General features: G+C 40.8%; 23 protein-coding genes. 8 read left to right on the plus strand and 15 right to left on the minus strand.

What is annotated here, in order from left to right:
* Positions 1–173 precede the first annotated feature (173 nt).
* Positions 174–1,736 (plus strand): circadian clock protein KaiC, encoded by a 1,563-nt coding sequence (kaiC, locus tag IM473_RS16280; RefSeq protein WP_287657582.1) that lies wholly within the window; start codon positions 174–176, stop codon positions 1,734–1,736.
* Between the two features lie 173 nt (positions 1,737–1,909).
* Here kaiC and IM473_RS16285 read toward each other — a convergent pair whose 3' ends face one another.
* The 7 genes from IM473_RS16285 to IM473_RS16315 all read right to left on the minus strand — a co-directional run bounded on the left by IM473_RS16285 (position 1,910) and on the right by IM473_RS16315 (position 7,933).
* On the minus strand, positions 1,910–2,905 hold the full coding sequence (locus IM473_RS16285) for a lysylphosphatidylglycerol synthase transmembrane domain-containing protein (RefSeq protein WP_287657583.1): 996 nt from the start codon (positions 2,903–2,905) through the stop codon (positions 1,910–1,912).
* A 180-nt stretch (positions 2,906–3,085) separates the two neighbouring features.
* Positions 3,086–4,183 (minus strand): sulfotransferase family protein, encoded by a 1,098-nt coding sequence (locus IM473_RS16290; RefSeq protein ID WP_287657584.1) that lies wholly within the window; start codon positions 4,181–4,183, stop codon positions 3,086–3,088.
* A gap of 6 nt (positions 4,184–4,189) precedes the next feature.
* Positions 4,190–5,578, minus strand: a complete 1,389-nt coding sequence (locus IM473_RS16295; RefSeq protein ID WP_287657585.1) for an aspartate aminotransferase family protein — start codon at positions 5,576–5,578, stop codon at positions 4,190–4,192.
* Between the two features lie 488 nt (positions 5,579–6,066).
* Positions 6,067–6,300: a photosystem I reaction center subunit IV gene (locus IM473_RS16300; RefSeq protein WP_002800416.1), complete on the minus strand. Its 234-nt coding sequence runs from the start codon at positions 6,298–6,300 to the stop codon at positions 6,067–6,069.
* A 79-nt stretch (positions 6,301–6,379) separates the two neighbouring features.
* Entirely contained in the window at positions 6,380–7,009 is a 630-nt protein-coding gene (locus IM473_RS16305) for a DUF6391 domain-containing protein (RefSeq protein WP_287657586.1), read from the minus strand.
* Between the two features lie 78 nt (positions 7,010–7,087).
* Positions 7,088–7,216 (minus strand): hypothetical protein, encoded by a 129-nt coding sequence (locus tag IM473_RS16310; RefSeq protein WP_287657588.1) that lies wholly within the window; start codon positions 7,214–7,216, stop codon positions 7,088–7,090.
* A gap of 15 nt (positions 7,217–7,231) precedes the next feature.
* On the minus strand, positions 7,232–7,933 hold the full coding sequence (locus IM473_RS16315; RefSeq protein ID WP_287657589.1) for a 16S rRNA (uracil(1498)-N(3))-methyltransferase: 702 nt from the start codon (positions 7,931–7,933) through the stop codon (positions 7,232–7,234).
* Positions 7,934–8,061: 128 nt separating this feature from the next.
* On the opposite strand from IM473_RS16315, the gene IM473_RS16320 reads away from it, so the two are divergent.
* The 5 genes from IM473_RS16320 to IM473_RS16340 all read left to right on the plus strand — a co-directional run bounded on the left by IM473_RS16320 (position 8,062) and on the right by IM473_RS16340 (position 13,046).
* Positions 8,062–8,388: a hypothetical protein gene (locus IM473_RS16320; protein ID WP_287657590.1), complete on the plus strand. Its 327-nt coding sequence runs from the start codon at positions 8,062–8,064 to the stop codon at positions 8,386–8,388.
* Between the two features lies 1 nt (position 8,389).
* On the plus strand, positions 8,390–10,441 hold the full coding sequence (locus IM473_RS16325) for a DEAD/DEAH box helicase family protein (protein WP_287657591.1): 2,052 nt from the start codon (positions 8,390–8,392) through the stop codon (positions 10,439–10,441).
* Between the two features lie 80 nt (positions 10,442–10,521).
* The gene (locus tag IM473_RS16330; RefSeq protein ID WP_287657592.1) at positions 10,522–10,689 is read left to right on the plus strand and encodes a hypothetical protein; all 168 of its coding nucleotides are present in this window, start codon (positions 10,522–10,524) and stop codon (positions 10,687–10,689) included.
* Between the two features lie 9 nt (positions 10,690–10,698).
* A complete protein-coding gene (locus IM473_RS16335; protein ID WP_287657593.1) occupies positions 10,699–12,639 on the plus strand; it encodes an AAA family ATPase in 1,941 nt (646 codons plus the stop codon).
* Complete coding sequence (locus tag IM473_RS16340) at positions 12,639–13,046, plus strand: hypothetical protein (protein WP_287657594.1); 408 nt, start codon at positions 12,639–12,641, stop codon at positions 13,044–13,046. The genes IM473_RS16335 and IM473_RS16340 overlap by 1 nt, the downstream gene beginning before the upstream one ends.
* Positions 13,047–13,088: 42 nt before the next feature.
* Here the strand turns inward: IM473_RS16340 and IM473_RS16345 are convergent, their stop codons facing one another.
* The 4 genes from IM473_RS16345 to argS all read right to left on the minus strand — a co-directional run bounded on the left by IM473_RS16345 (position 13,089) and on the right by argS (position 16,850).
* Positions 13,089–13,340 (minus strand): hypothetical protein, encoded by a 252-nt coding sequence (locus IM473_RS16345; protein ID WP_287657595.1) that lies wholly within the window; start codon positions 13,338–13,340, stop codon positions 13,089–13,091.
* 4 nt (positions 13,341–13,344) lie between these two features.
* Positions 13,345–14,103: a hypothetical protein gene (locus tag IM473_RS16350; RefSeq protein ID WP_287657596.1), complete on the minus strand. Its 759-nt coding sequence runs from the start codon at positions 14,101–14,103 to the stop codon at positions 13,345–13,347.
* 30 nt (positions 14,104–14,133) lie between these two features.
* A complete protein-coding gene (locus IM473_RS16355; protein WP_287657597.1) occupies positions 14,134–14,526 on the minus strand; it encodes a Mo-dependent nitrogenase C-terminal domain-containing protein in 393 nt (130 codons plus the stop codon).
* Positions 14,527–15,092: 566 nt separating this feature from the next.
* The gene (gene argS / locus IM473_RS16360) at positions 15,093–16,850 is read right to left on the minus strand and encodes an arginine--tRNA ligase (RefSeq protein WP_287657598.1); all 1,758 of its coding nucleotides are present in this window, start codon (positions 16,848–16,850) and stop codon (positions 15,093–15,095) included.
* Between the two features lie 306 nt (positions 16,851–17,156).
* On the opposite strand from argS, the gene IM473_RS16365 reads away from it, so the two are divergent.
* Together IM473_RS16365 and IM473_RS16370 are read left to right on the plus strand one after the other, a co-directional pair.
* Positions 17,157–17,411 carry a type II toxin-antitoxin system HicB family antitoxin gene (locus IM473_RS16365; RefSeq protein ID WP_002760732.1) on the plus strand — a complete coding sequence of 85 codons (255 nt, stop codon included), beginning with the start codon at positions 17,157–17,159 and terminating at the stop codon, positions 17,409–17,411.
* Between the two features lie 3 nt (positions 17,412–17,414).
* Positions 17,415–17,633 (plus strand): type II toxin-antitoxin system HicA family toxin, encoded by a 219-nt coding sequence (locus IM473_RS16370; RefSeq protein ID WP_002760734.1) that lies wholly within the window; start codon positions 17,415–17,417, stop codon positions 17,631–17,633.
* Positions 17,634–17,655: 22 nt separating this feature from the next.
* On the opposite strand, the gene ispF is transcribed toward IM473_RS16370, so the two are convergent.
* The 4 genes from ispF to IM473_RS16390 form a co-directional block, all read right to left on the minus strand.
* Entirely contained in the window at positions 17,656–18,135 is a 480-nt protein-coding gene (gene ispF / locus IM473_RS16375; protein ID WP_287657599.1) for a 2-C-methyl-D-erythritol 2,4-cyclodiphosphate synthase, read from the minus strand.
* 556 nt (positions 18,136–18,691) lie between these two features.
* Positions 18,692–19,303: a DUF4276 family protein gene (locus IM473_RS16380; protein ID WP_002799501.1), complete on the minus strand. Its 612-nt coding sequence runs from the start codon at positions 19,301–19,303 to the stop codon at positions 18,692–18,694.
* A gap of 24 nt (positions 19,304–19,327) precedes the next feature.
* Entirely contained in the window at positions 19,328–20,515 is a 1,188-nt protein-coding gene (locus tag IM473_RS16385; protein ID WP_287657600.1) for an AAA family ATPase, read from the minus strand.
* Positions 20,516–20,690: 175 nt separating this feature from the next.
* Complete coding sequence (locus IM473_RS16390) at positions 20,691–20,894, minus strand: hypothetical protein (RefSeq protein ID WP_287657601.1); 204 nt, start codon at positions 20,892–20,894, stop codon at positions 20,691–20,693.
* Between the last annotated feature and the right edge of the window lie 213 nt (positions 20,895–21,107).

Raw genomic sequence — 21,107 nt, forward strand, 5'->3', positions numbered from 1 at the left:
AGACGGTTTATATTTATTGAAGAAGAAATGATCGGGACATAATCTAGTACCTCTAGGGGAAAGTCAAGAGTCAATGGCAATCGAGATAGTGTAAAGTGTCTAGTCAGTCCCGATATGTTTCTGTGGAAAAATTAGATAAAAATCCTACTCTTTAAATACTCGCTGGATAAATAATGACTCAATCTAACTCTAATAGCCAACCAAATCCACCGATTAAACCGAAAGGTGTTCGCAAAATTAGAACCCTAATTGAAGGCTTTGATGAGATCACTCACGGTGGTTTACCCATGGGGCGAACTACCTTAGTGAGTGGCACTTCTGGCACGGGAAAAACCCTGCTTGCTGTGCAATTTCTCTACCACGGGATCAAGTATTTTGACTATCCGGGCCTGTTTGTTACTTTTGAAGAATCTCCCACCGATATTATCCAAAATGCCTATAGTTTTGGTTGGGATTTAGAAGAATTAATTGACCAGGGTAAGTTATTTATTCTCGATGCTTCTCCGGATCCGGAAGGTCAAGAGGTGGTGGGTAGTTTTGATCTTTCGGCCCTGATCGAGCGCATTCAATACGCAATTACCAAATATAAAGCCAAACTGGTATCAATTGACTCTGTAACTGCCGTTTTTCAGCAGTACGAAGCGGTGTCAGTGGTGCGGCGGGAAATTTTTCGGCTCGTCGCCAGGTTAAAATTATTAGGAGTGACTTCAATTATGACCACGGAACGTATCGAAGAATACGGAGCGGTGGCGCGTTTTGGTGTAGAGGAATTTGTCTCTGATAATGTGGTAATTATGCGGAACGTGCTAGAGGGAGAAAGGCGACGCAGAACCGCGGAAATCCTCAAATTACGGGGAACAACCCACATGAAGGGGGAATATCCCTTTACTATCACCAATGATGGCATTAATATCTTCCCCCTCGGAGCCATGCGTTTAACTCAGCGCTCTTCTAATGTCCGCATTTCTTCGGGAGTAAAAACCCTCGATGATATGTGTGGGGGCGGTTTTTTCAAGGATTCGATTATTTTGGCCACAGGAGCAACAGGTACGGGTAAAACTCTCTTAGTCAGTAAATTTCTAGAAGAAGGCTGTCGGCGCGGTGAGCGGGCGATTTTGTTCGCTTATGAAGAATCTCGCGCCCAATTGTCCCGAAATGCTTCTTCTTGGGGGATCGATTTTGAGGAGATGGAACGCAAGGGATTATTAAAATTATTGTGTTCTTACCCCGAATCGGCGGGATTAGAAGACCATTTACAGATGATTAAGTCGGAAATCTCGGAATTTAAACCCTCCCGTATTGCCATCGATTCTCTATCGGCACTCGCGCGGGGGGTGACAAATAATGCTTTTCGGCAATTTGTGATCGGGGTGACAGGATACGCCAAACAGGAGGAAATTACGGGATTTTTCACCAATACCACCGACCAATTTATGGGAGCGCACTCGATCACCGAATCCCATATTTCTACGATTACCGACACGATTTTAATGTTGCAGTATGTGGAAATTCGTGGCGAAATGTCGCGAGCGATTAACGTCTTTAAGATGCGCGGTTCTTGGCACGATAAAGGGATTCGTGAATATACTATCAGTCAGGATGGGGCGGATATCAAGGATTCTTTCCGCAATTACGAGCGGATTATTAGTGGTTCTCCGACTAAAATTAGCGTCGATGAAAAGACTGAATTATCGCGGATTGTTCGCAATGTACGCGAAAAATTACAGGATGAATAATCGGGAGTTGGCTCTCTTGGATTTGGTGGGTAAAATGTATTCTAAGATACAGTACCGCTGGCGAGGGAGTGGAAGGAACCACAGAGACACAGAGGACACAAAGATCGATCGATCCTATGTAAGTTAAACTTATCACAGAGAACCTAGAAGAGCCGGGAGTTGACTGATGGAGATTATTTTGAAGAGCGATCGGGTAAAGTCGGTCTTAGGGAAAATAGCCACCAGATCAATAAACCTAAGATAATCCAGAGAATATCTTTAACCCGGCGAATTACAGAAATCGCTAAACCTAATTCTAGACTACCAGTTAAGGAAGCACCCAGCAGCACTAAAGAACCTTCTAAAGTACCGATATTAGCGGGAATAAAAAAGGTTCCAGCGCGCACCAATTGGGCAACAGAATCGAATAACCAAGCATCGGCAAAACTGATCGGATGTTGGAGAAACTGCATTAAAACATAGATTTCTAAAACTCCGAGGGGCCAATTGAGAAAACCGACAATCAAGCCATTTCTAAATAGGGGCAGATTCCGGTAAAATTCCCCTAAACGATCATCGACACTGCGAAGATTTTCTAAAGGTTTAGCTAGGCGATCGCCTAAAAAAGAATGACCTAATCGATTAACTATTCGGGAGGATAAACGGAATCGCTGAATCAAGAAAAATATCAGGATACAACTGGAGAATATAGCTAGACTTAATCCAGTCAAAGTTTTAAAAGAATTAGAAAATTTTGGGGAAGCTAGGAGCAGAAAAAACCCGATAATTGCAAAGAAGACAAGGGAAGCAGTATTTAACGTTTTTGTCAGAATGATCGAGGCACTGGTTTCTTTATAGCTAATCTGATAGTGAGTTTTCAACATCACTGCTTTAAAACCTTCTCCTCCCAAAGAAGCGAAGGGAGTCACCCGATTAAAGGCTGCCCCTACCATGTAAATTAATAATAGGCGAATTGTCCATCGAGGTTGGATAGGAATACTTTTAAAAGTTAGTTGCCAAGTAAAAACATCGGTGAGGAATTCTAGGAAATAAAAAATAATTACTACTGTCATTCCCCACCAACCGACTAGGGTGATTTGTTGCCAAACTTCTTGCAGATTGGTTTGACGTAAAATTACCCCTAGTAAAACAAAACCTAAACCCAGAAAGATAAATTTAAGATATTTCATATTAAATTATGAATTATGAATTATGAATTATGAATTATGAATTATGAATTGTGAATTGTGAATTGTGAATTATGAATTATGAATTATGAATTATGAATTGTGAATTGTGAATTGTGAATTGTGACTGATAACTGATAACTGATAACTGATGACTAATAACTGATAACTGATAACTGATAACTAAAAATAGTTCCAACGTTGAATAAATGGTAGCCAATGAGATTCGACTAATTCGATCGCTTTTGCATCTGGGGGATAATTATTTTTTTTATATCCTTGCAGACTGCTGATATATTTCTCAAAGCGAGGCATAGATATTTTTAAGTCGGGAAGTTGCAGTTGATCGTAGATTTTCTCGATTTGCGCTAGGGGGTCTTTTTCTAAATCTTCAAAACGAATTTCTACAAAACTATCGGCGGGTAAATCGGCACTATCTCGCAGGAGAGAATTGAGCATTAGGGGATAACTTTTCAGAATCGCTTGCTCGATGACATCAATAGATAAATTATCGTAGGATTGTAGTGCTAGTTCTGGTAGGATGCGGGTAAAAAAGTGGCGGGTTGAGGGAAAAACTAGATAGGGATTGCGGTAGATATGAATAAATTTAGCATCGGGCCAGATAGCTCGCAATCTGGCGATGTGTGCCGTATAAACGGGGTTTTTAAGTAGTAATTGTTTGCCTTTTTGATGGATGGAAACTTTTTTTAATAGATGAGTATGCCAACGTTGCCAATTGGCAATTTCTTTCTCGCTGCAGCCCTGAAAAAAAACCCCTCGATCGAAATGGTACTGAAAACGTTGGGGAAAGTATAAACCATGGTAGTAGGAAAGGGGGATCATGCTGGCCAGGGCGATCGAGTCTTCTTGGGGTGAATCGGGAGTAACGGCGACGTTATCCACATGGCGATCGCTAGGTAGGGCCAATTCTAGCAGCGGTTGAAATAAGCGGACGATACCGAGGATATCCCAGGGTAATCCCACCGCTAGGGGCGAAATATAGCCAAAATGCTCCGATTGACCGAGTAAATTGTGCAGATGGGTCGTGCCGCTGCGCCAATAGCCGACAATAAAAATGGGTGCTTTTACCTCCACGCGGCGCTCATAAAACCCTGTCATTAAAATCCGTTCTAGGGTAGAAAAAGGCAGTCGCGCTAGGGTAACTGCCAGCGCCAGGGTTGCTGGGGCCAAATTGGGGCGATCAATGCCGCCATTGGTCAAAAACAAACGAAGGAGAGTGCTAAGGTTACTACCGCAGAGGGGATGAAACAAACTGGACATATTAACCTATTTTTTGGCGGTTTTTTGGCGTATAGCTTGGCTGGCCAAGGTTTTGCCGAATTCCCAAGCGGCCCCAGGGAGGCGGTGTGCATCAGCGACCACATCTTTAACGGCGGCAACAAGCCAACGGCAATCCTCGTCGGAGAGGGTGAGGGGGGGGATAAACTTAATGATATTCATGCCGTGGCCGGAAACCTGGGAGAGGATTTGGTGGCGGGTAAAGAGGGGAACGACGATTAACTGGGAAAATAGCCCTTTATTGGCGGTTTCTAGCATTTTCCAGGCGGCTTTTAGTGACCAACTGCTCGGCTCGGCAAATTCCAAGGCGATCATCATACCCAATCCCCGCACTTCCTGCAAACATTCGTACTGATCTACGAGCGGCTGTAGTTCTGCGATAATTTGTTGACCGATTACGGCCGATCGCTCGACTAATTTTTCCTCTTCAATCACCTGTAAAGTGGCAATACCGGCGGCCATGGCCAGATTATTTTTACCAAAAGTGCTACCGTGAACCACAGAACGATCCATGCGATCGAATACTCGATCGAAGATCCAGCGACGACAGAGAACCGCTCCCACTGGCACAAAACCACCCGAAAGAGCCTTGGCAACACATAAAATGTCCGGTTCTACCCCCCAATGTTCCACTGCCCAAATTTTGCCAGTCCGGCCTAAACCAGTCTGCACTTCATCGGCCACAAAAAGAGTGCCGTAACGACGACAAAGGGCAGCCGCCGCGGGGAGATAGTTCGGTTCGGGAATTCTCACCCCGTGACCTTGGATCGGTTCGGTAATAAAAGCCGCTACTTCTTGGTTAATTAGAGCTTTTTCGAGCGCAGCCAGATCGCCGAAGGGAATTTCCTCAAAATCGGCGACAAAAGGCCCAAATCCCTGGCGATAATGGGGATCGCCGGTGGCGGAAAGGGAACCCATGGTTAACCCGTGGTAGCCTCCCTGACAGTAAACAATTTTGCTGCGTCCGGTGGCGTAGCGGCTGAATTTAATGGCAGCCTCGACGGTTTCTGTGCCGGAATTAGCAAAGAAAACTCGTTCTAATCCGGGAGGTGCAATCGCTGCTAACCGTTCCGCCAGCAATCCCGCTAGGATAGAAGCATCCAATTGGACTAAATTGGGCAATGCTGCCGTCAATACCTCTTGTAAAGCTTGCACGATCTTGGGGTGATTGCGTCCGAGAGCGAAAACACCAAAACCACTCAGTAAGTCCAGATACTTTTCCCCGTGATTGTCGAATAGGTACGGACCTTGAGCTTTAACGTAGTGGCGATCATAGCCGATCGTTTTTAGTACCCTAACCATCTGGGGGTTTAGGTATTGTTCGTGGAGGGCAAAGTTTTCTTCTAGTCTTTTTTCTATCAGTTCTAAAATGCTCATAAATTCCAGATTTGATTACCGAAAAACTATTTTTCAAACACCTCAAAACCGATTATGTTGATAGCACATTATCATAATTTTTGGTTATCTAACATTATAAATTATTTGATATATTTTGTCAAGTATTTAAAAACTTATCTAGGATAATTAAACTAATTAACTCTTGTTGGCTAAAGGTTCAAGCGACTTTTAGATAATTTGTTAGTCAGTTTTTATATGGTTGGCGCGCAAGCGATGCGCCCAAAATGTAATATCAGTAAACAGTAAACAGTGAACTGATTACTGATAACTACCTAAGCAAAATTAATTACACATTTCGATAAAGCTTTTGCCTGTTGCCTGTTGCCTTTTGCCTTTCTTCACTAGGAAATTTATTTTGCACGACTACTTAACTGATAACTGATTACTGATAACTATAAAAAAAACCGACCAACAAGAGAGAATTCCTGTCAGTCAGTCGGTGATGATAGGCTGAATTTTAGTCAGCTTTATTTCTTAGCGGGGGCAGCCTTAACGAGTTCCAATTCACTTTCAGCGAAGTTATTGGTATTCAGTCCACCGGCGCTACCACTAAAACCGTGGTAGTTAACAGTATTAAAACGGACGATAACGGGATAGAGGATACCACTTTTATCAACACTGGCTACGGTTCCTACATCGTTGTACCAGTAAGACTCTTTCCGTTTGACTCTAACTTCGGCTCCGCGTTCGATTCCAGGCATAGCTGTTGTTTTTTTTTAAGGGTTTAGTTAACAGGTTACAATCAGAGCGAGTTTGCCGAAAGGGTTTTTACTTTAAGTTTTATTGCAAATCTTGCCACTCTGTTTGGACAAAATGCCCCGAACGTCCCCATAGGTCTGCCTTTGGTGCAATGTTAACGATTGTTAAGTTAAAAGGAATGGCCGTAGTCAGGTATTTTTGGGCCGACATTCCCACATCCGGCCCGATTTGAAAAGCGGCGGCAGTGGCTAAACCTAAGCCTAATAACTGAGAAATCAGACCTCTGGGGAAGATAAGATGAGTTCCTAAGACTAAGCCGGCGGTTAAGGCTAAAGTTACCGATAAATTGGTGCCACAACGCGGATGTAATGCCAATTGCCCCTCGCCATTTTTGAGACGATGGAGCGCCTGTTTGGCCGCAATTTGCAGTTCATTTGTATTAACCTGTCCGTAGAGATAAAAACCCCTATCGGTGGAGAGTCCCCCCAGGGCCTCGTTATCCGCTTGGGAATGGTCAAAAGGCGATTGACGACGGGCAGCCATTTCGCTCAATACCCAGACGGTGGCGTGTTCCAAGGCGTGAACCTGTCGCAGGGTCAGAAATTCTTTGAAACCGGGGATAAAGCCGATTTGTGCCAGTAAATCGCTGTCTTGCTGGGGCGAGGGGTTAAACCAGTCAAAAGAGGGGTTAGAAGGGCTACTAGGGGTCATAAAGTTGCGGTAGGGGGAGTTTTTTCGAGGAAGATAAGGGTGCTATAGAGTTGCAAGGCGGTGTCCCAGTAGGTGTCTTTAATGGGGATTGACCAGGGTGGTTTCGGCAAAAAAGGGAAAATCTGACCACAGGGTAACTGCTGCTAGTTCTTGCTTTAGGTAAGAAGCGAAATGATTCCAGTTATCTCGATTGCTGGTCTTGGTCATAGAAACTCTAGTCAATTAGCTGTCTAAATAGGCGTTAATGATAGCGAGAGCCACTAAGGGAGCGGTAATTGTTCTAAAAATGCGTTTTCCCAGTGATACAGGCAGAAAATCAGCAGTGATCGCTTGTTCTATTTCTGCCTCCGTCCATCCCCCTTCCGGTCCGATGGCCATGGTTATCTCGGTTGATGTTTGCAATTGAGAAAGTAGCGGGGCCACTGTTCTACGCGTAACACCAATATAACAAGTTGTCTGTGGGTTAGCTCCCCGGTTAAGGATGGCTAAAAATGGTTGTGGTTCTTCGATAATGGGAATAATCTGTCTTTCTGATTGTTCTACAGCTTCCCGGGCAATTTTTCGCCAACGGTCGATTTTTTGAGGACTAGGATTAACTAAACCGCGTTCTGTCAGCAGGGGAATAATCCGATAAACTCCTAATTCGGTGGCAGCGCGAACGATATCATCAAAGCCATTTTTGGGAATTGCTACCATTAAATTCACTTGTACTGGTAGTTCGGTAGTTTCGTTTATCGCTTCTAAAAGATAGGCCGAATTATCAATTATTTCCGCTAACCAAGCTTGTCCTTGTCCATTTAGGGCAATAAAACGGTCATGGGATTTTAAACGAACAACTTTTTTAAGATAATGACTTTGTTCGGGTGTTAAGGCAATTAACCCGTTTTCTAGGGTATTAAAATCAAGAAGAAGACGATAATACAAGGCGGTTTAGTCTATATTACTATTGTGTTCAGAATCACTGTCAGCTATCTATTTTAGCTTTTATGGTGTTTTTGTATAGGGTAGATTAGCCTAAAACCTTGATCATTAACAAACACGGGAATTGATTAATGAATTTACTAGGCATCGTTTTATACTCTTTTATGGGGGTGCTGTTGTTGGGGTTAGCTGTAGCTATCTGGTGGTTAGTCGATACCGTATCTTTATCCCCCAGTGAACCGAAAAGAGCTACTTCTAAAAATAATCGTCAAAATTTGCCAATCAGTCAGCATCAGTTTTTCTACTTAGAAAGAGAACTTTTAACCCTCGTGAATGGAGATAAAGCTTTAGCGACTCGATTGCTTTTAAATATTAGATTGAGAAATCCCCAACGCAGTAAAAGCTGGTGTTATGAAAAAGTTATTTATGATTTAAAACGAGATCGAGGAGGAATTTAAATTGCCACTACAACAATTAGACTTATTAGAAGAATACCGTAGTGATCGCCATAATCTCATTGCCGATTTTTATCTACCTTGTTTAGCACAATCTACCCTCTATTGTCGAGCAGTCGGCTTTTTTTCTAGTTCTTCCCTTGTCTCTCTAGCCAAAGGATTAACCGCTTTAATTCGCGGAGGTGGAAAAATGCGTTTAATTGCTTCTCCCTATCTCTCGAAAGAAGATATCGAGGCCATTAGCCAGGGATTAAAGCAAAGGGAAGAAGTGATTAATAAATCTTTATTATCAGTTCTAGAAATTGACTTAGACGAAATTACTAAAAATCGTTTTGCTTGTTTAGCTTGGTTATTAAGTCAGGGAGTCTTAGAAATTAAATTAGCCATCCCGAAAAACTTAGCTAATTTTGGCTTATACCATGAAAAGTTAGGCCTATTTATTGATGCTTTTGAAAATGTGATCGCTTTTACTGGTTCTGCGAATGAAAGTCACAGCAGTTTACAGGATAATTTCGAGTGTATCGATATTTTTCGCTCTTGGCAATCTCAGGAACAGTTAAGAGTCCAGAGAAAAATTGATAATTTTGAAAAACTCTGGCACAATCAAACTCCCCATCTAGATATTTGGGATTTTCCCGCAGCAGCAGCCCAATCTCTCTTAAAATTTCGTCCTGATTTTCCACCCACTACCGAACCCGATAGCAGTAGCAAAAAAACTTTTAAAGTTGCCGCCGATACCAGCCAATATCAGTTATCCTCTCCCCTAAAAATAAGACCACAGCCCCGTCAAATTGAGGCAATAAGTGCATGGAAACAAGCCAAATATCAGGGGATACTCGCCATGGCAACAGGGGCGGGAAAAACGATTACAGCCCTAGCTGCCGCTAGTGGTTTATCAAGGTTAGAATTAATTGTTATCGGTGTACCTACTAAAGAATTAGTCCAGCAGTGGGTGAAAGAATTAAACTGTCGAACTACCTATGCTTTTCCTGTGGTAGCGATGGGTAATTCTCGTGCTTGGCGTGAGGTTTTATTTCGCAAATTACGGTTAATTAATCATCAAGAATTGCCCTCTCAGAGATATCCTGTAATTGTGGTGGGAACCTATGGAGAGTTAGCTAAAAATACCGTTAGTGATTTAATTACCGATGCGGGAGGTTTGCCAAAAGAATCTTTATTAATTGCCGATGAAGTTCACGCTACTGGTGCGGGAGTTTATCAGCGTCTTTTACGCGATGATTTTAGTTATCGTTTGGGTTTATCAGCAACTCCTTTGCGTGCCTACGATGAACTCGGTACGGAAAAAGTTTTAGATTATTTTGGGGGAATCGTCTATGAATACGGGTTAGAGTTAGCTATTCAGCAGGGGATTTTGTGCGAGTACGATTATCACGTTTATGTCACCTATCTCGCAGAAGAAGAACAGGAAAAATATCGTCAGTTAACTGCAAAAATTGCTCGCTTATTTAGCCAAGAAGACAGTAAAGCCGTGAATTGTTTATTAATTCAACGGGCGCAATTAATTAAAGCAGCGGGGGCAAAATTAACTATAATTGATCGTATTCTGGCTGAACACACCTTAGAACAAACATTAATTTATTGTGCCGATATTGCCCAAGCAACTGCTATTAGTACCCGATTGGCGCGTCAGGGAAAAAGAGTCGCTCGCTATAGTTCCTTAGACAGCGATCGAGTTATGTTATTATCACAGTTATCTTCGGGAAATCTTGACGCATTAGTGGCGGTAAAATGTCTCGATGAGGGAGTTGATATCCCACAAGTCAGTCAGGGAATTATCCTCGCTGCCGATGCTTCTCCTCGTCAATTTATTCAACGTCGCGGCAGAATTCTCCGGGCAGCCGTGGCCAAGAAGAAAGCGATTTTAATCGATGTCTTGGTGGTTCCTCCTTGGGGCGATGGTGAGGTAAAATTAATCGCATCGGAGATCAAAAGAGTTATTGATTTTGCCCGGGCAGCCAGCAATCAAGCTACAGTTATCAACAGATTAGTCCAAGAATTAAGTTACTATGGCCTTACCTACTCAGATCTGTTATAAAATTTATCCTCATCAAGGTATCTCTTGGCAAATAAGCATTAAGACTTGACAATACCCACTCCCCAACCCCCAGAAAATCCATGGACATAACTGCTAAAATTAAAGAACTGGCACAAAAATATGAGATACCTCCCCAACTGCTCAAGGAAGCCATGGCTTTAGAAGTAGAAAAAATTACTCTACAAAATCGGCGGCTATCACCTAAAATTGTCGAACTTATCGAAAAATATACCGACTCCTCACAATAAATAAACTCTATGACTTTGAGACTGAAACAAATTCGCTTAACTAATTGGAAATGTTATCCCAGTCAAAATATTACTTTTAACCTGCATCCCGACAGAAAAATTCAGATCATCTTCGGTAATAATGGCCACGGTAAAACTTCTCTGATGACGGCGATTTTATGGTGTCTCTATGGGGGAGATATTGTATCTAAAGAGACTCTGAAAACCTATTTTTATCGAGGTAAGGATGATTCATCATCAGTAAGAGAAATGCGGGTAGAATTAAATTTTACTAAAAACGATAAAAATTACTTTATCAGTCGCACAGCGAAACTAAAAGTTAATGGCAGCACTTTTTATCCCAGCGTAGAGGAAGCATTATTTTATGAAGATGGAACCATGAGAAGTAACTCTAGGGAATATATCGAAGCATTGCTTCCTAAATCTATTCGAGATTTTTTCTGTTTTGATGGCTTAAAAATCGAACAATATACCCAGATAACTCAAACTAAAGAAGCAAAAGAAGCAATTGAAAAAGTTTTGGGTATCCCTGAATTAAGAAATCTGCGTGATGATACAGAAAAAGCCTTACAAGAATTAGAAAACCGTTTAGATAAAGCCAAGGGAACCAGTCAAACTTTTAAAGATAAGATGCAAGAATTGCGAGAATTAGAAGAAGACATTGATCTTAAAAAAGGTCAGATTAAAAATGCCAAAAATAACGAAAAAGATGCTATAATCATCCATCAGGATGCTCAAGAAAAAGCCGCTCAGATTGAAAGCTTACGAGAAAAATTAGAGGAAATTCATAACTTAGAGAAAAAGCATATCGGTTTACAAACTCAGTTAAATAACCTACAAAAGTCTATTGATTCTTGGTTAAAAAAAGCTTCGATACCTTTGCTGATTAACTTTGTGCAGGAAATGGCCGATGATTTGCAAGTTACTAGCTTAAAAAGCACTTATAAAACTAATTCTACAGCAATTTTAAAAGCAATACTTGACGATGAAAGTTGTTTATGTGGTCGTTGTTTAGATAAAAATTCTCGTGACTTTATCCTGCAACAAATTGCCGAACTAGAGTCCTTAGAAGTGGACAACGCCACCAGAATAGGAAAAGACCTAATCAGAATTGATTTACAGGGAATTATCCGAAATAATGCCAAATTTAGCAATTATAGTCAATTGCTTTTACAAAGATATCTTTTAGAAGAAGAAATCGAAGAAATTAATCAACATATTAAACAGCTAAAACAGGAAACCACGGGAACCAATCAAGAATCAACTAATGAGATTTGGCGAAAAGTTGGCGAATCGGAACAAAAAGTTAAGGTTATCCAAGAAAGGATCGAACGCTTGCAAAAGGAAATTGAAATCAAAGAAAAGCAATTAGAAGATTTACGCAAAGAAGTGGAAATTTTAGCTAGTGAAAATAAAACCACATTGATGTTATCTAATCAGGTTAAAATGGCCAGAGGTTTAAAAAATGCCACTAACGAATTAATCGAATGGCATATCGATAATTCCCAAAAAATGATTAATCAAGTAACCAGCGATCGCTATTTACAAGTAACCAATAAACCAGAAGAATATACAGGAGTAGAAATCACTCCCGAATACACTTTAGGAATCCGTACCATCACAGGAAAATTATTACATCCCGATGTCTTAAGTGCGGGAGAAAAGGAAGCTTTAGCCTTTGCTTTTATCACCGGTTTAAATCAAATAACTGATACCTGTGTCCCCCTAATTATGGATACACCTTTTGGACATTTAGACAAAGAACATCAAAAAAATATTATTAACTCTCTCCCTAATTTAAACTCCCAAGTGATTATTTTAGCCACGGATCGCGATCTTCCCGATCCACTTTTAAATCTCTTGCTTCCCCACACTACTGATATTTTTAAAATACACCGTTTGGCTGCCGATGAAGATGCTTCCGTGATTGAAGTGATGGAGAGTTACTAATGCAGAGAATCGATTCCAGTTTGAAGATTTATGCCTCAGAAACTTCCAGAAATTATCTACAGGTACTAAAAGATAATAAAACTTTTGAGCGCATGGTAGATGCTTATTTATTCGCCGCTGCTTTTGCCATTAAACAAGACTTCAGTATCTACGGAACCACTTTGAGCAATCGACAGGATTTAATTACTATTAGCCAAATCGAGCCAGAAGTTATTTTAGCTTTAACCGCAGGAATTTATATTATCTGTAAAAAGAATTCCTATCCTCAACCCAGCGATGGCAAAGAAGTTTTAGATAAGATCTGTCAATACGCAGAAGTGGGATTAAGGGAATTAAAAGAACGCTGGCAAGGCAAAGTCAGTAATCAAATTCAAGCTGACATTGAGAGAATTATCAATAATCTCTAAAATTCTCCCTATCTAACAATCTTTTTTAGGGATAACGACAAATTACATTCTTTCCACACTGCCAAAAAAGACGGGTTCCACGCGAATAGCAACGATACTAGCCGGACGTAAAACCATATATTCCCCTTGAATATTTCTGATCGGAACATTGATAAAATCCTGGGAATCGGCTTTCGGAACTAATTCCTTACTGTACCACTTTTGAAATTCTTGGATAGTCAAAAAACGGACTTCCTCGCGATGTCCACTGCTCAAGAACAAATGTACAGCGTACTCGTCAGCTTTTCTACTCATTTTTTTAACTAATCAGATTGAATTTTTGTAATAAAGTTGCCATTAAAGGCGGAAAAGTCAGACGCAATTCGCTCAGATCTGAGAAAATTAATTTTTGGTAGCTTGGCAGGTCAAAAGCTAGTTTACCCTTTAATTCCGCTCGATTTTGATAGGTTAGCAGAATTTGTCCGCCCTGTTTACAAGCGATCGCATAACCCAATTCTACACCCACTAGGGGACTAGGCAGTAATTCCGTTTCCTTTTGGCTAATCGCCGTAGCATCGGCAATAAATAATAAACTTTTGCGAATTTTGCGTAATTGACTATCACTCAACCGGGTGACATTGCCCTCAGTTCGAGGCGTTTCTTCGATGTTTAAGGGCAAACGGGAGCGTTTATTGAGATTTTCGACGGTTTCGGTCAAAACTGTTTTTAAAGCGGTGCTAGAGTCCTTAAATTGGTTTTGGGAGCTAAAATAAATGACGGGATCCAGCCAAGTGCTGAGGTCTTGTTTAGTAAAGTAAATTTCTTGGGAAATCAGGTCAATATTCGAGATGACGTAACCGCCACTACCTTCGAGGTAAAATTCCACCCTTTCCCCTTCTAGATAGCGTTGGAACCAGACAGAACCCTGTATCGTCAGACTATCATCGAGAAAATCGGCTCTTAAACCCGATTTTAAGAGACTATTGCGACTTAAGCGCAAGTCGTGGGGACGTTTGACAACCTCGCGGATAGGTTCGTATTTGTCCAGATACCAAGCTTTCAGAGCGATGATGGCCATAGGTGTGGCGATTAAAGACACTCTCCCATTTTAGCAGTAAGCACCGATATCCTCTCCACATTCATCGGCAAGGTAAGAAAGAGCGCGAAATCTTAACATCATCAGGTTTTCGTAGAGGGGATTTAGCTTGCAAAGGGGTGGAATCTCTAGAATTGTCCGGCTAAATAGGGTAATTTTCCGCGCAAAGGGACATTGAGCCGGAATTAGACGACAAATCTTGTGGGCTAGTGCGGGTGTATTAATTTCTAGGTGATCGATTCGTTGCCGCAGGGGTTGCCATAAATCCCATTTTGGTTGCGGTGACGGGTTTTTCCGATTGCCTTTCGACCAAGGGGCAATCCAATTAGACAAAATTATTTTATTTGTGGTATAATCTGATACATCAGCATCAGCCATAGCCTTACCTTCTATTGATTGACTCATAAGGTTCTATCTGAGATTACGAGAGGGCGAACAATCTTTCCCGAAAATCCTCTAGGATGTTCGGATAGTTGGCCGCTTTAAAGATAACATCTCTGGGATAACAGATGTGGCTTATTGCGTCAGCGGCCCAGATGCGGGAGTAAGCTGTTAACTATCTAAATTACTCGTTAAGACTGTCTATGAGCGAGCAGGGAGCAGCGAGAGGAAGTTTGAGCATTTGTACTAATTCTCTACCTCCGAGTTATCACCTGAAAGCTAATAGGCAACAGACGACAATAAGATAACGTCACGAGTGAGTTTAACTAGATTAATCTCTAAGCTTCGCCCCAAGACATTGGCTCTGATTAGAGCTATTTCTAGGTTAGCAAAAACTCAGGTTTTTTCACGTCAGCATAGTACACTTTTTCTGGGTATAAAATAGCACCCGCTTTTGTCAAAGATACGCAATCCAAGGGGTGGGGTGTGGGAATTATGAATTATCAATTATCAATTATGAATTGGGTAGTTTTTTGCTGTCAACTGATAACTGTCAACTGATAACTGTCAACTGATAACTGATAACTGATTTACATTCTCTCCAAAACGGGGATACCCAAGAGAGATAAGCCTAGTTTTAGGGTTCTTGCCGTTAAATCACACAGAACTAAACGAGAGGTTTTAATCGGTTCTGCCGCTTTAAGAACGGGACAATTTTCGTAGAAACGATTATACTTTTTACTGAGTTCGTAAAGATAATCACATAAACGATTGGGTAATAAATCCTCTTCCACGGCACTAATTACTTCCGGAAGTTGCAGTAATTGTTTAGCCAGAATTAATTCGCTTTCATCCTTGAGAATTAGCGATGAATTGGCACTTAAATCCTGAAAATTAATACCACCTTCGCGACTGATACTCTGAACCCTAGCGTAAGCGTACAGCATATAGGGGGCGGTGTTGCCTTGCAGATTGAGCATTTTGTCGTAACTGAAAACGTAGTTACTATTGCGATTTTGGCTGAGATCGGCGTATTTAACGGCACTTAATCCGACAGTTTCGGCAGTATTAGCGATAAAATCGCCGGTTTCTTCTCTTTCCTCGCTTGCCAGTCTTTTTTCTAAGTCAGCTAGGGAATAGGCGATCGCTTGATCGAGTAATTCTTGTAATTTTACCGTCTCCCCGGAACGAGTTTTTAATTTTTTACCATCTTCCCCTAAAACTAATCCAAAAGCGACGTGAACCACTGCCACATTATCGGGTAAAAATCCCGCTTTTTTAGCCACCTGAAATACTTGGGCAAAATGGTTAGCTTGTCCAGCATCGGTGACATAAATTATTCTTTCGGCTTTATCTTGCCGCACTCGATAACAAATTGCTGCTAAATCGGTGGTGGCGTAATTATAACCGCCGTCGGATTTCTTGACAATTAGGGGCAGAGGATCCCCCTCTTTGTTGGTAAAACCATCGAGAAAGACGCATAAAGCGCCGTTGTCTTCTGTTAGCAATCCCTGTTGATCTAATTCTCTGATTACTGCTTCCAGGTAGGGATTATAAAAAGATTCGCCCCTTTCAGTCAGTTTTATATCGAGAATATCATAGATTTTCTGAAATTCCCGTCGTGATTGTTGACAAAGTAACTGCCATGCTTGACGACTTTGAGGATCACCCGACTGTAATTTTACTACGGCTTGACGGGCAGTTTCTTTAAAGTTTTCGTCTTCATCAAAACGAATTTTAGCCTTTTTATAAAAGCTAACTAAATCCCCTAAATCCAGAGCATCCGCTTGGGTTAAAGCGCTAGGATAAGCTTCTTGTAGATAGGTAATTAACATCCCGAATTGAGTCCCCCAATCCCCGACGTGATTGAGACGAATTACTTGATGGTGACGAAATTCCAAAATCCGAGCAATACAATCACCAATTATAGTTGATCGCAAGTGACCGACGTGCATTTCTTTAGCAATATTGGGACTGGAAAAATCGACAATAATTTTTTGACTGGGGTTAGCAGCGGCAACTCCTAAACGGTTGTCAGTAATTAGGTCTTTTAATTGGGTTTCTAGATAACTGGGTTTAAGGGTAAGATTGATAAAACCGGGTCCGGCAATTTCGGGGGGTTGACAGAGATCATCTATCTCTAGATTTTTTAGTAAAGTTGCCGCCACTTCCCGGGGTTTTTGTTTTAATTCTTTGGCTAAAGAGAGGGAAATATTACATTGATAATCGCCAAAACGGGGGTTACTAGCGGCGACAATTAGAGGATCGGTATCAGCGAAGTTTTCACCAAAGGATTTAACTAGGGATTGGGAAAAACGCTCTTTTATTTGTTGGATAATGGCAGTCATAGAGAGAATTATAGCAATTAGGGATTAGACAAAAATTGAGAAGGAATTGGTTAGCTTCCTAGCAGTAACCAGATTGTGGGGAGAATTAGCTACTGAAGATGCCGATTGATGGTATTCTTTCAAGATTTTTTTGATGATCTTTTGTGGTGTATTCATTATAGTTTCGAGCCAACGAGATTAACACTCCAGACAACTCAGGTTATTGACCATCTTACCTTATCATAATCTGAAGGCGAATCCAATGCAGCTGGCTGCTGGGAAACATTTGCTTTAATATAGTAAGTAAGCTTTACCAATAGTACAACCATGTTAGCCAGTTATATTGATCAAGCGATGGCATTGGCTCAATACGAAATCATCGAAGAAGATGGCACTTATTGGGGTGAAATTCCACCCCTTCAGGGAGTTTGGGCAAATCACGCCAATCTAGAAGATTGCCGGCAAGAATTGCGCGAAGCTTTAAGCGATTGGATTGCTTTGCGTCTGTGTTTAGGTTTGCCAATTCCATTGTTAGCAGGAATAGATCTTAATCTCCTTCCTCAACCCATGTCTTCAATTTAAGATATGCCTAAATTAACCGCCATATCATGGCTTAATCTAGTTCAAAGATTACGAGAACTTGGGTTTGACGGTCCCTACGCTGGGGGTAAACACCCTCAAATGCGTCGCGATAATTTAACGATAATTATCCCCAATCCTCATCAAGGTGAAATAGGGGTAGGACTGTTAAAACGCATTCTCAATCAAGCGGGTATTACCAGGGAAGAATGGCTGGGAGAATAGCAGGGAAAACAACGCATTTAACCTACTCCTTAACCAATAAAACCACGGCATAAACTGCGATACCTTCTTCTCGTCCTACTGGCCCCAATTGTTCGTTAGTAGTGGCTTTAATTCCCACCTGTTCCGGATTAATCTTGAGAGTTGCTGCTAACTTGGCTCGCATTGCAATAAGGTGGGGTTTCATTTTCGGTTTTTCGGCGACAATTACCGAATCAATATTATTAATTTGCCAACCTTTATCGACAATTAATTGATTAACTTGTTCTAATAATTTTAAACTATTCGCCCCTTGCCATTGTGGGTCTGTGGGGGGAAAATAATGACCGATATCGCCTAAACTAAGCGCCCCCAGCATGGCATCCATAATAGCGTGGGTTAAGACATCGGCATCACTATGACCCAATAAACCGACAGTATGGGCAATTTCTACTCCTCCTAAAATTAAAGGTCTTCCTGTTACCAATCGGTGGATATCGTAGCCGTTACCAATACGAATATTCATAGAGCAGTCTCCTTGAAGTTATATTAATTATCTTATCGCAAAAGGGAACGGGAAACGGGGAAATATTTTCCCTGACTTGTCCTTATTAGCTAATTAGCTAGGAAGGATGAACTATTCTGCTGAAGTTTTTTGCAGTGCAATAAAAGCTTATACTAAATTGATTTTTGATAGTATCATTAACTGCCAATCCAACTTTAAAAACCCACTTCCCACTTGCCACTTCCCACTCTATACTTGTTAAATAAGATTTAGTATAACTCGATCGCTGTTAAAATTGCGGTAGAATCAGGAGAGCGTTGGGTTTCATGCTTCAAACCAACCTACGTTCTTGTTAAATAAGATTTATAGCGTTTTTCAGTCTGCTGAGGTACAAAAGTTATGGGTTTTAGGCACTCATGCAAAAGGGAAGAAAAATAGGTGTACCTTACTAGCTTAGGAAACGCTATAGTTAAACACCGAATTTTGAACAATTATGCAACAATTTATTCAACAGTTAAAAATCGATTTATCCTTGACAGTGATCTAGCAGTTTCATCATTTACTTTCCTAAATATCCTTAGCTAATCATCGCCAATAAACCTTGATAAAAAATCTGAAAACTAGGAGAACAATTATGAGCAGGAGTCATAAATTGAGAAATTTCTCGGGCTGCTTTCACTTTTTCTAAACCTCCTCGATGATACCCAGCTTTTTGAAGTATCTTTTCTAAGTTTTCCCAAGTTCCGCCCGTAATTTCATCGGGTTTTCTGTATTTTGCTTGCTGTCCCACATTAGTAGAAACTTTGGGATAGGCTGAGACTATAGCCTGAATATCACCAAAAAACCAAGCTTCTAGTTCTTCTATAGCAATTCTATTTAACACCTGAAATGTTTTTTTATCTTCACTAATCGTTTTGGTGATCAGTCCTGTTTGTTGGGCAATATTTTCTAACTTTTCTTTGAGCATTTGACAATCTTCATTGTCTCTATCTACAAGAATAATGATTCGATAATCATCGGGTATCCAGCATTGATAGCCTTTTAATCGCTCCGGTAGTTTTTTGATTAAATCGGATTTACCTCGAAAGGCATGAATTTTATAGGTGACATTCTCAAATAATATTTTAGGTAAAATTTGATTTAAACATTCTTGGGTAGAAAATTCTTCAACTAAAAATTCAAGATGCACTTTTTTCCTCCTTTGCTATTAAATTTAAATGCTAGGATTCCCCACATCAAAATAGTCCTCCATCCATAATTGACCCAACAAAGCACCATTTTGAATAAATTCCTTAACTCCTTGCATTGCTGAAGTACGTTTAGCTTGAGTAAAACCATTTTCATCTCGATAAAGTACCCAAACCTCCTCTGGTTTCAAACCATCTACAAAAAAGGGAGAATGAGTTGTTACCATTAATTGTGTACTTGCGGTCGCTGCCCGACATTCTTCTGCTAATTCAGGTAATAAACGGGGATGAAGATGATTTTCTGGTTCTTCTATTCCCAGTAATTGCGGAGGGCTTGGATCATATAATATAGTTAAATAAGCCAACATTTTTAAAGTGCCATCGGAGGCAAATTTGGCAAGAATTGGCTCTTGAAAAGGTGCGTCTTTAATTTGAAGTAAAAGCTGTCCATTCGGCATAATAGATGCTTCTACTTTTTCTAATCTGGGAATTCGACGAGAAAGGGTTTGTAAAATAGATTCTAATCGTTGAGGATGATCTTCTTTTAAATATTGAATAACATTAGGTAAATTGTCACCAGTTGGCGATAATCTTTCTTGCGCTCCTGCTTCTGGTTGAGTGCGAGTATTATCTGCGGTTAAGTAGGAAAGATACCAACTTGTGATAAAACGACGCAAAGCACTAACCCGGGGATGTTTGGCCAATTGTCCGAGGGTACTAACAGCTAAAAATTCTGGGGAGTCTAATCGTTCAGAAATTCGTTCATCTTCTTCTTGGGGATTTTCTCCACTAATCACTATTCCTTCCCCTTCTTTAAAGTTTAAAAAGCGATAAGGTTTGCCCCTCGCTCCTTGTCTCCACTGTAACCATTCTTCGGCAACATAAGGGCGATTGTTAGCTTCATTAATAGCCAAATGATAGGTAATTAAAGGTGATGCCAATTTTTCTCGATATTTTAATTCGATAATGATGTAACCTTCTTGTCCTCTGGTTCTTAATTCTTTAAATCTTCCCCGTCTGTCCCAAGCTTTTTTTAAACCAACAGTAAAACATTCAGAGAGGAAAGCAAAGACATCAAATATGGTAGATTTTCCGCTCCCATTAGGACCGAGAAAAACGGTTAAAGGAGTAATGCTTTTTAATTCTAAGTCCTGTAAAGCTCGGTAATTTTGCACGCGCAGATTTTCGATTCGAGGTATAGAGTTTTTAGACATTGATTGTTGCTCTCTGCTGCTTTTAGCTCGTCTTGTCCCAGATTAGCTGTTAATTTTCCCAGTTCCCGCAAAAAACTGGTCAATTTTTAGTAATCTCGCTCTTCTGGACTGGTTATAGCAAATTAGCTCTCCTGATTCTACCGCAATTTTAACAGCGATCGAGTTATACTAAATCTTATTTAACAAGAACGTAGGTTGGGCTTCGGCCGTGAGCTTTTGCCGAACGGTTGAAGCATGAAACCCAACGCTCTCCCGATTCTACCGCACTCCGAGTTTTTTCTTGGGGATAATCTCCTAAATTCTGACTATCCACTGCCGATTCCCGCGAAGGATAGCCATTTATTCTATCAGATTGAGAAGATATTAAGTATGATAACACTTGTGATTATGTTTTTCGCTGCCTTGCTGGCAGCTGCCGATTTTACTTACCAAGTTTTGATTCATTTTCCCATACAAATCATCAATTTTTTGGGGTCGTTGTTGTCCTATGGAGTAATCGGACTGATAATTTTTGTCCTAGTGTGGATTGTGGGTGACTGATTTCTCGGTAGAAAAAAATGAGAGAATCAGCCTTAGCCAATTCTCCCCAATT

This window comes from Microcystis sp. M015S2, from assembly GCF_020245945.1.
Lineage (GTDB): Bacteria > Cyanobacteriota > Cyanobacteriia > Cyanobacteriales > Microcystaceae > Microcystis.

Bases quoted from the DNA above. Each gene is read 5' to 3' on its own strand.
- kaiC (WP_287657582.1), top strand. From the start codon at position 174: ATGACTCAATCTAACTCTAATAGCCAACCAAATCCACCGATTAAACCG.
- IM473_RS16285 (WP_287657583.1), bottom strand. From the start codon at position 2,905: ATGAAATATCTTAAATTTATCTTTCTGGGTTTAGGTTTTGTTTTACTA.
- IM473_RS16290 (WP_287657584.1), bottom strand. From the start codon at position 4,183: ATGTCCAGTTTGTTTCATCCCCTCTGCGGTAGTAACCTTAGCACTCTC.
- IM473_RS16295 (WP_287657585.1), bottom strand. From the start codon at position 5,578: ATGAGCATTTTAGAACTGATAGAAAAAAGACTAGAAGAAAACTTTGCC.
- IM473_RS16300 (WP_002800416.1), bottom strand. From the start codon at position 6,300: ATGCCTGGAATCGAACGCGGAGCCGAAGTTAGAGTCAAACGGAAAGAG.
- IM473_RS16305 (WP_287657586.1), bottom strand. From the start codon at position 7,009: ATGACCCCTAGTAGCCCTTCTAACCCCTCTTTTGACTGGTTTAACCCC.
- IM473_RS16310 (WP_287657588.1), bottom strand. From the start codon at position 7,216: ATGACCAAGACCAGCAATCGAGATAACTGGAATCATTTCGCTTCTTAC.
- IM473_RS16320 (WP_287657590.1), top strand. From the start codon at position 8,062: ATGAATTTACTAGGCATCGTTTTATACTCTTTTATGGGGGTGCTGTTG.
- IM473_RS16330 (WP_287657592.1), top strand. From the start codon at position 10,522: ATGGACATAACTGCTAAAATTAAAGAACTGGCACAAAAATATGAGATA.
- IM473_RS16335 (WP_287657593.1), top strand. From the start codon at position 10,699: ATGACTTTGAGACTGAAACAAATTCGCTTAACTAATTGGAAATGTTAT.
- IM473_RS16340 (WP_287657594.1), top strand. From the start codon at position 12,639: ATGCAGAGAATCGATTCCAGTTTGAAGATTTATGCCTCAGAAACTTCC.
- IM473_RS16345 (WP_287657595.1), bottom strand. From the start codon at position 13,340: ATGAGTAGAAAAGCTGACGAGTACGCTGTACATTTGTTCTTGAGCAGT.
- IM473_RS16350 (WP_287657596.1), bottom strand. From the start codon at position 14,103: ATGGCCATCATCGCTCTGAAAGCTTGGTATCTGGACAAATACGAACCT.
- IM473_RS16355 (WP_287657597.1), bottom strand. From the start codon at position 14,526: ATGAGTCAATCAATAGAAGGTAAGGCTATGGCTGATGCTGATGTATCA.
- argS (WP_287657598.1), bottom strand. From the start codon at position 16,850: ATGACTGCCATTATCCAACAAATAAAAGAGCGTTTTTCCCAATCCCTA.
- IM473_RS16365 (WP_002760732.1), top strand. From the start codon at position 17,157: ATGTTAGCCAGTTATATTGATCAAGCGATGGCATTGGCTCAATACGAA.
- IM473_RS16370 (WP_002760734.1), top strand. From the start codon at position 17,415: ATGCCTAAATTAACCGCCATATCATGGCTTAATCTAGTTCAAAGATTA.
- ispF (WP_287657599.1), bottom strand. From the start codon at position 18,135: ATGAATATTCGTATTGGTAACGGCTACGATATCCACCGATTGGTAACA.
- IM473_RS16385 (WP_287657600.1), bottom strand. From the start codon at position 20,515: ATGTCTAAAAACTCTATACCTCGAATCGAAAATCTGCGCGTGCAAAAT.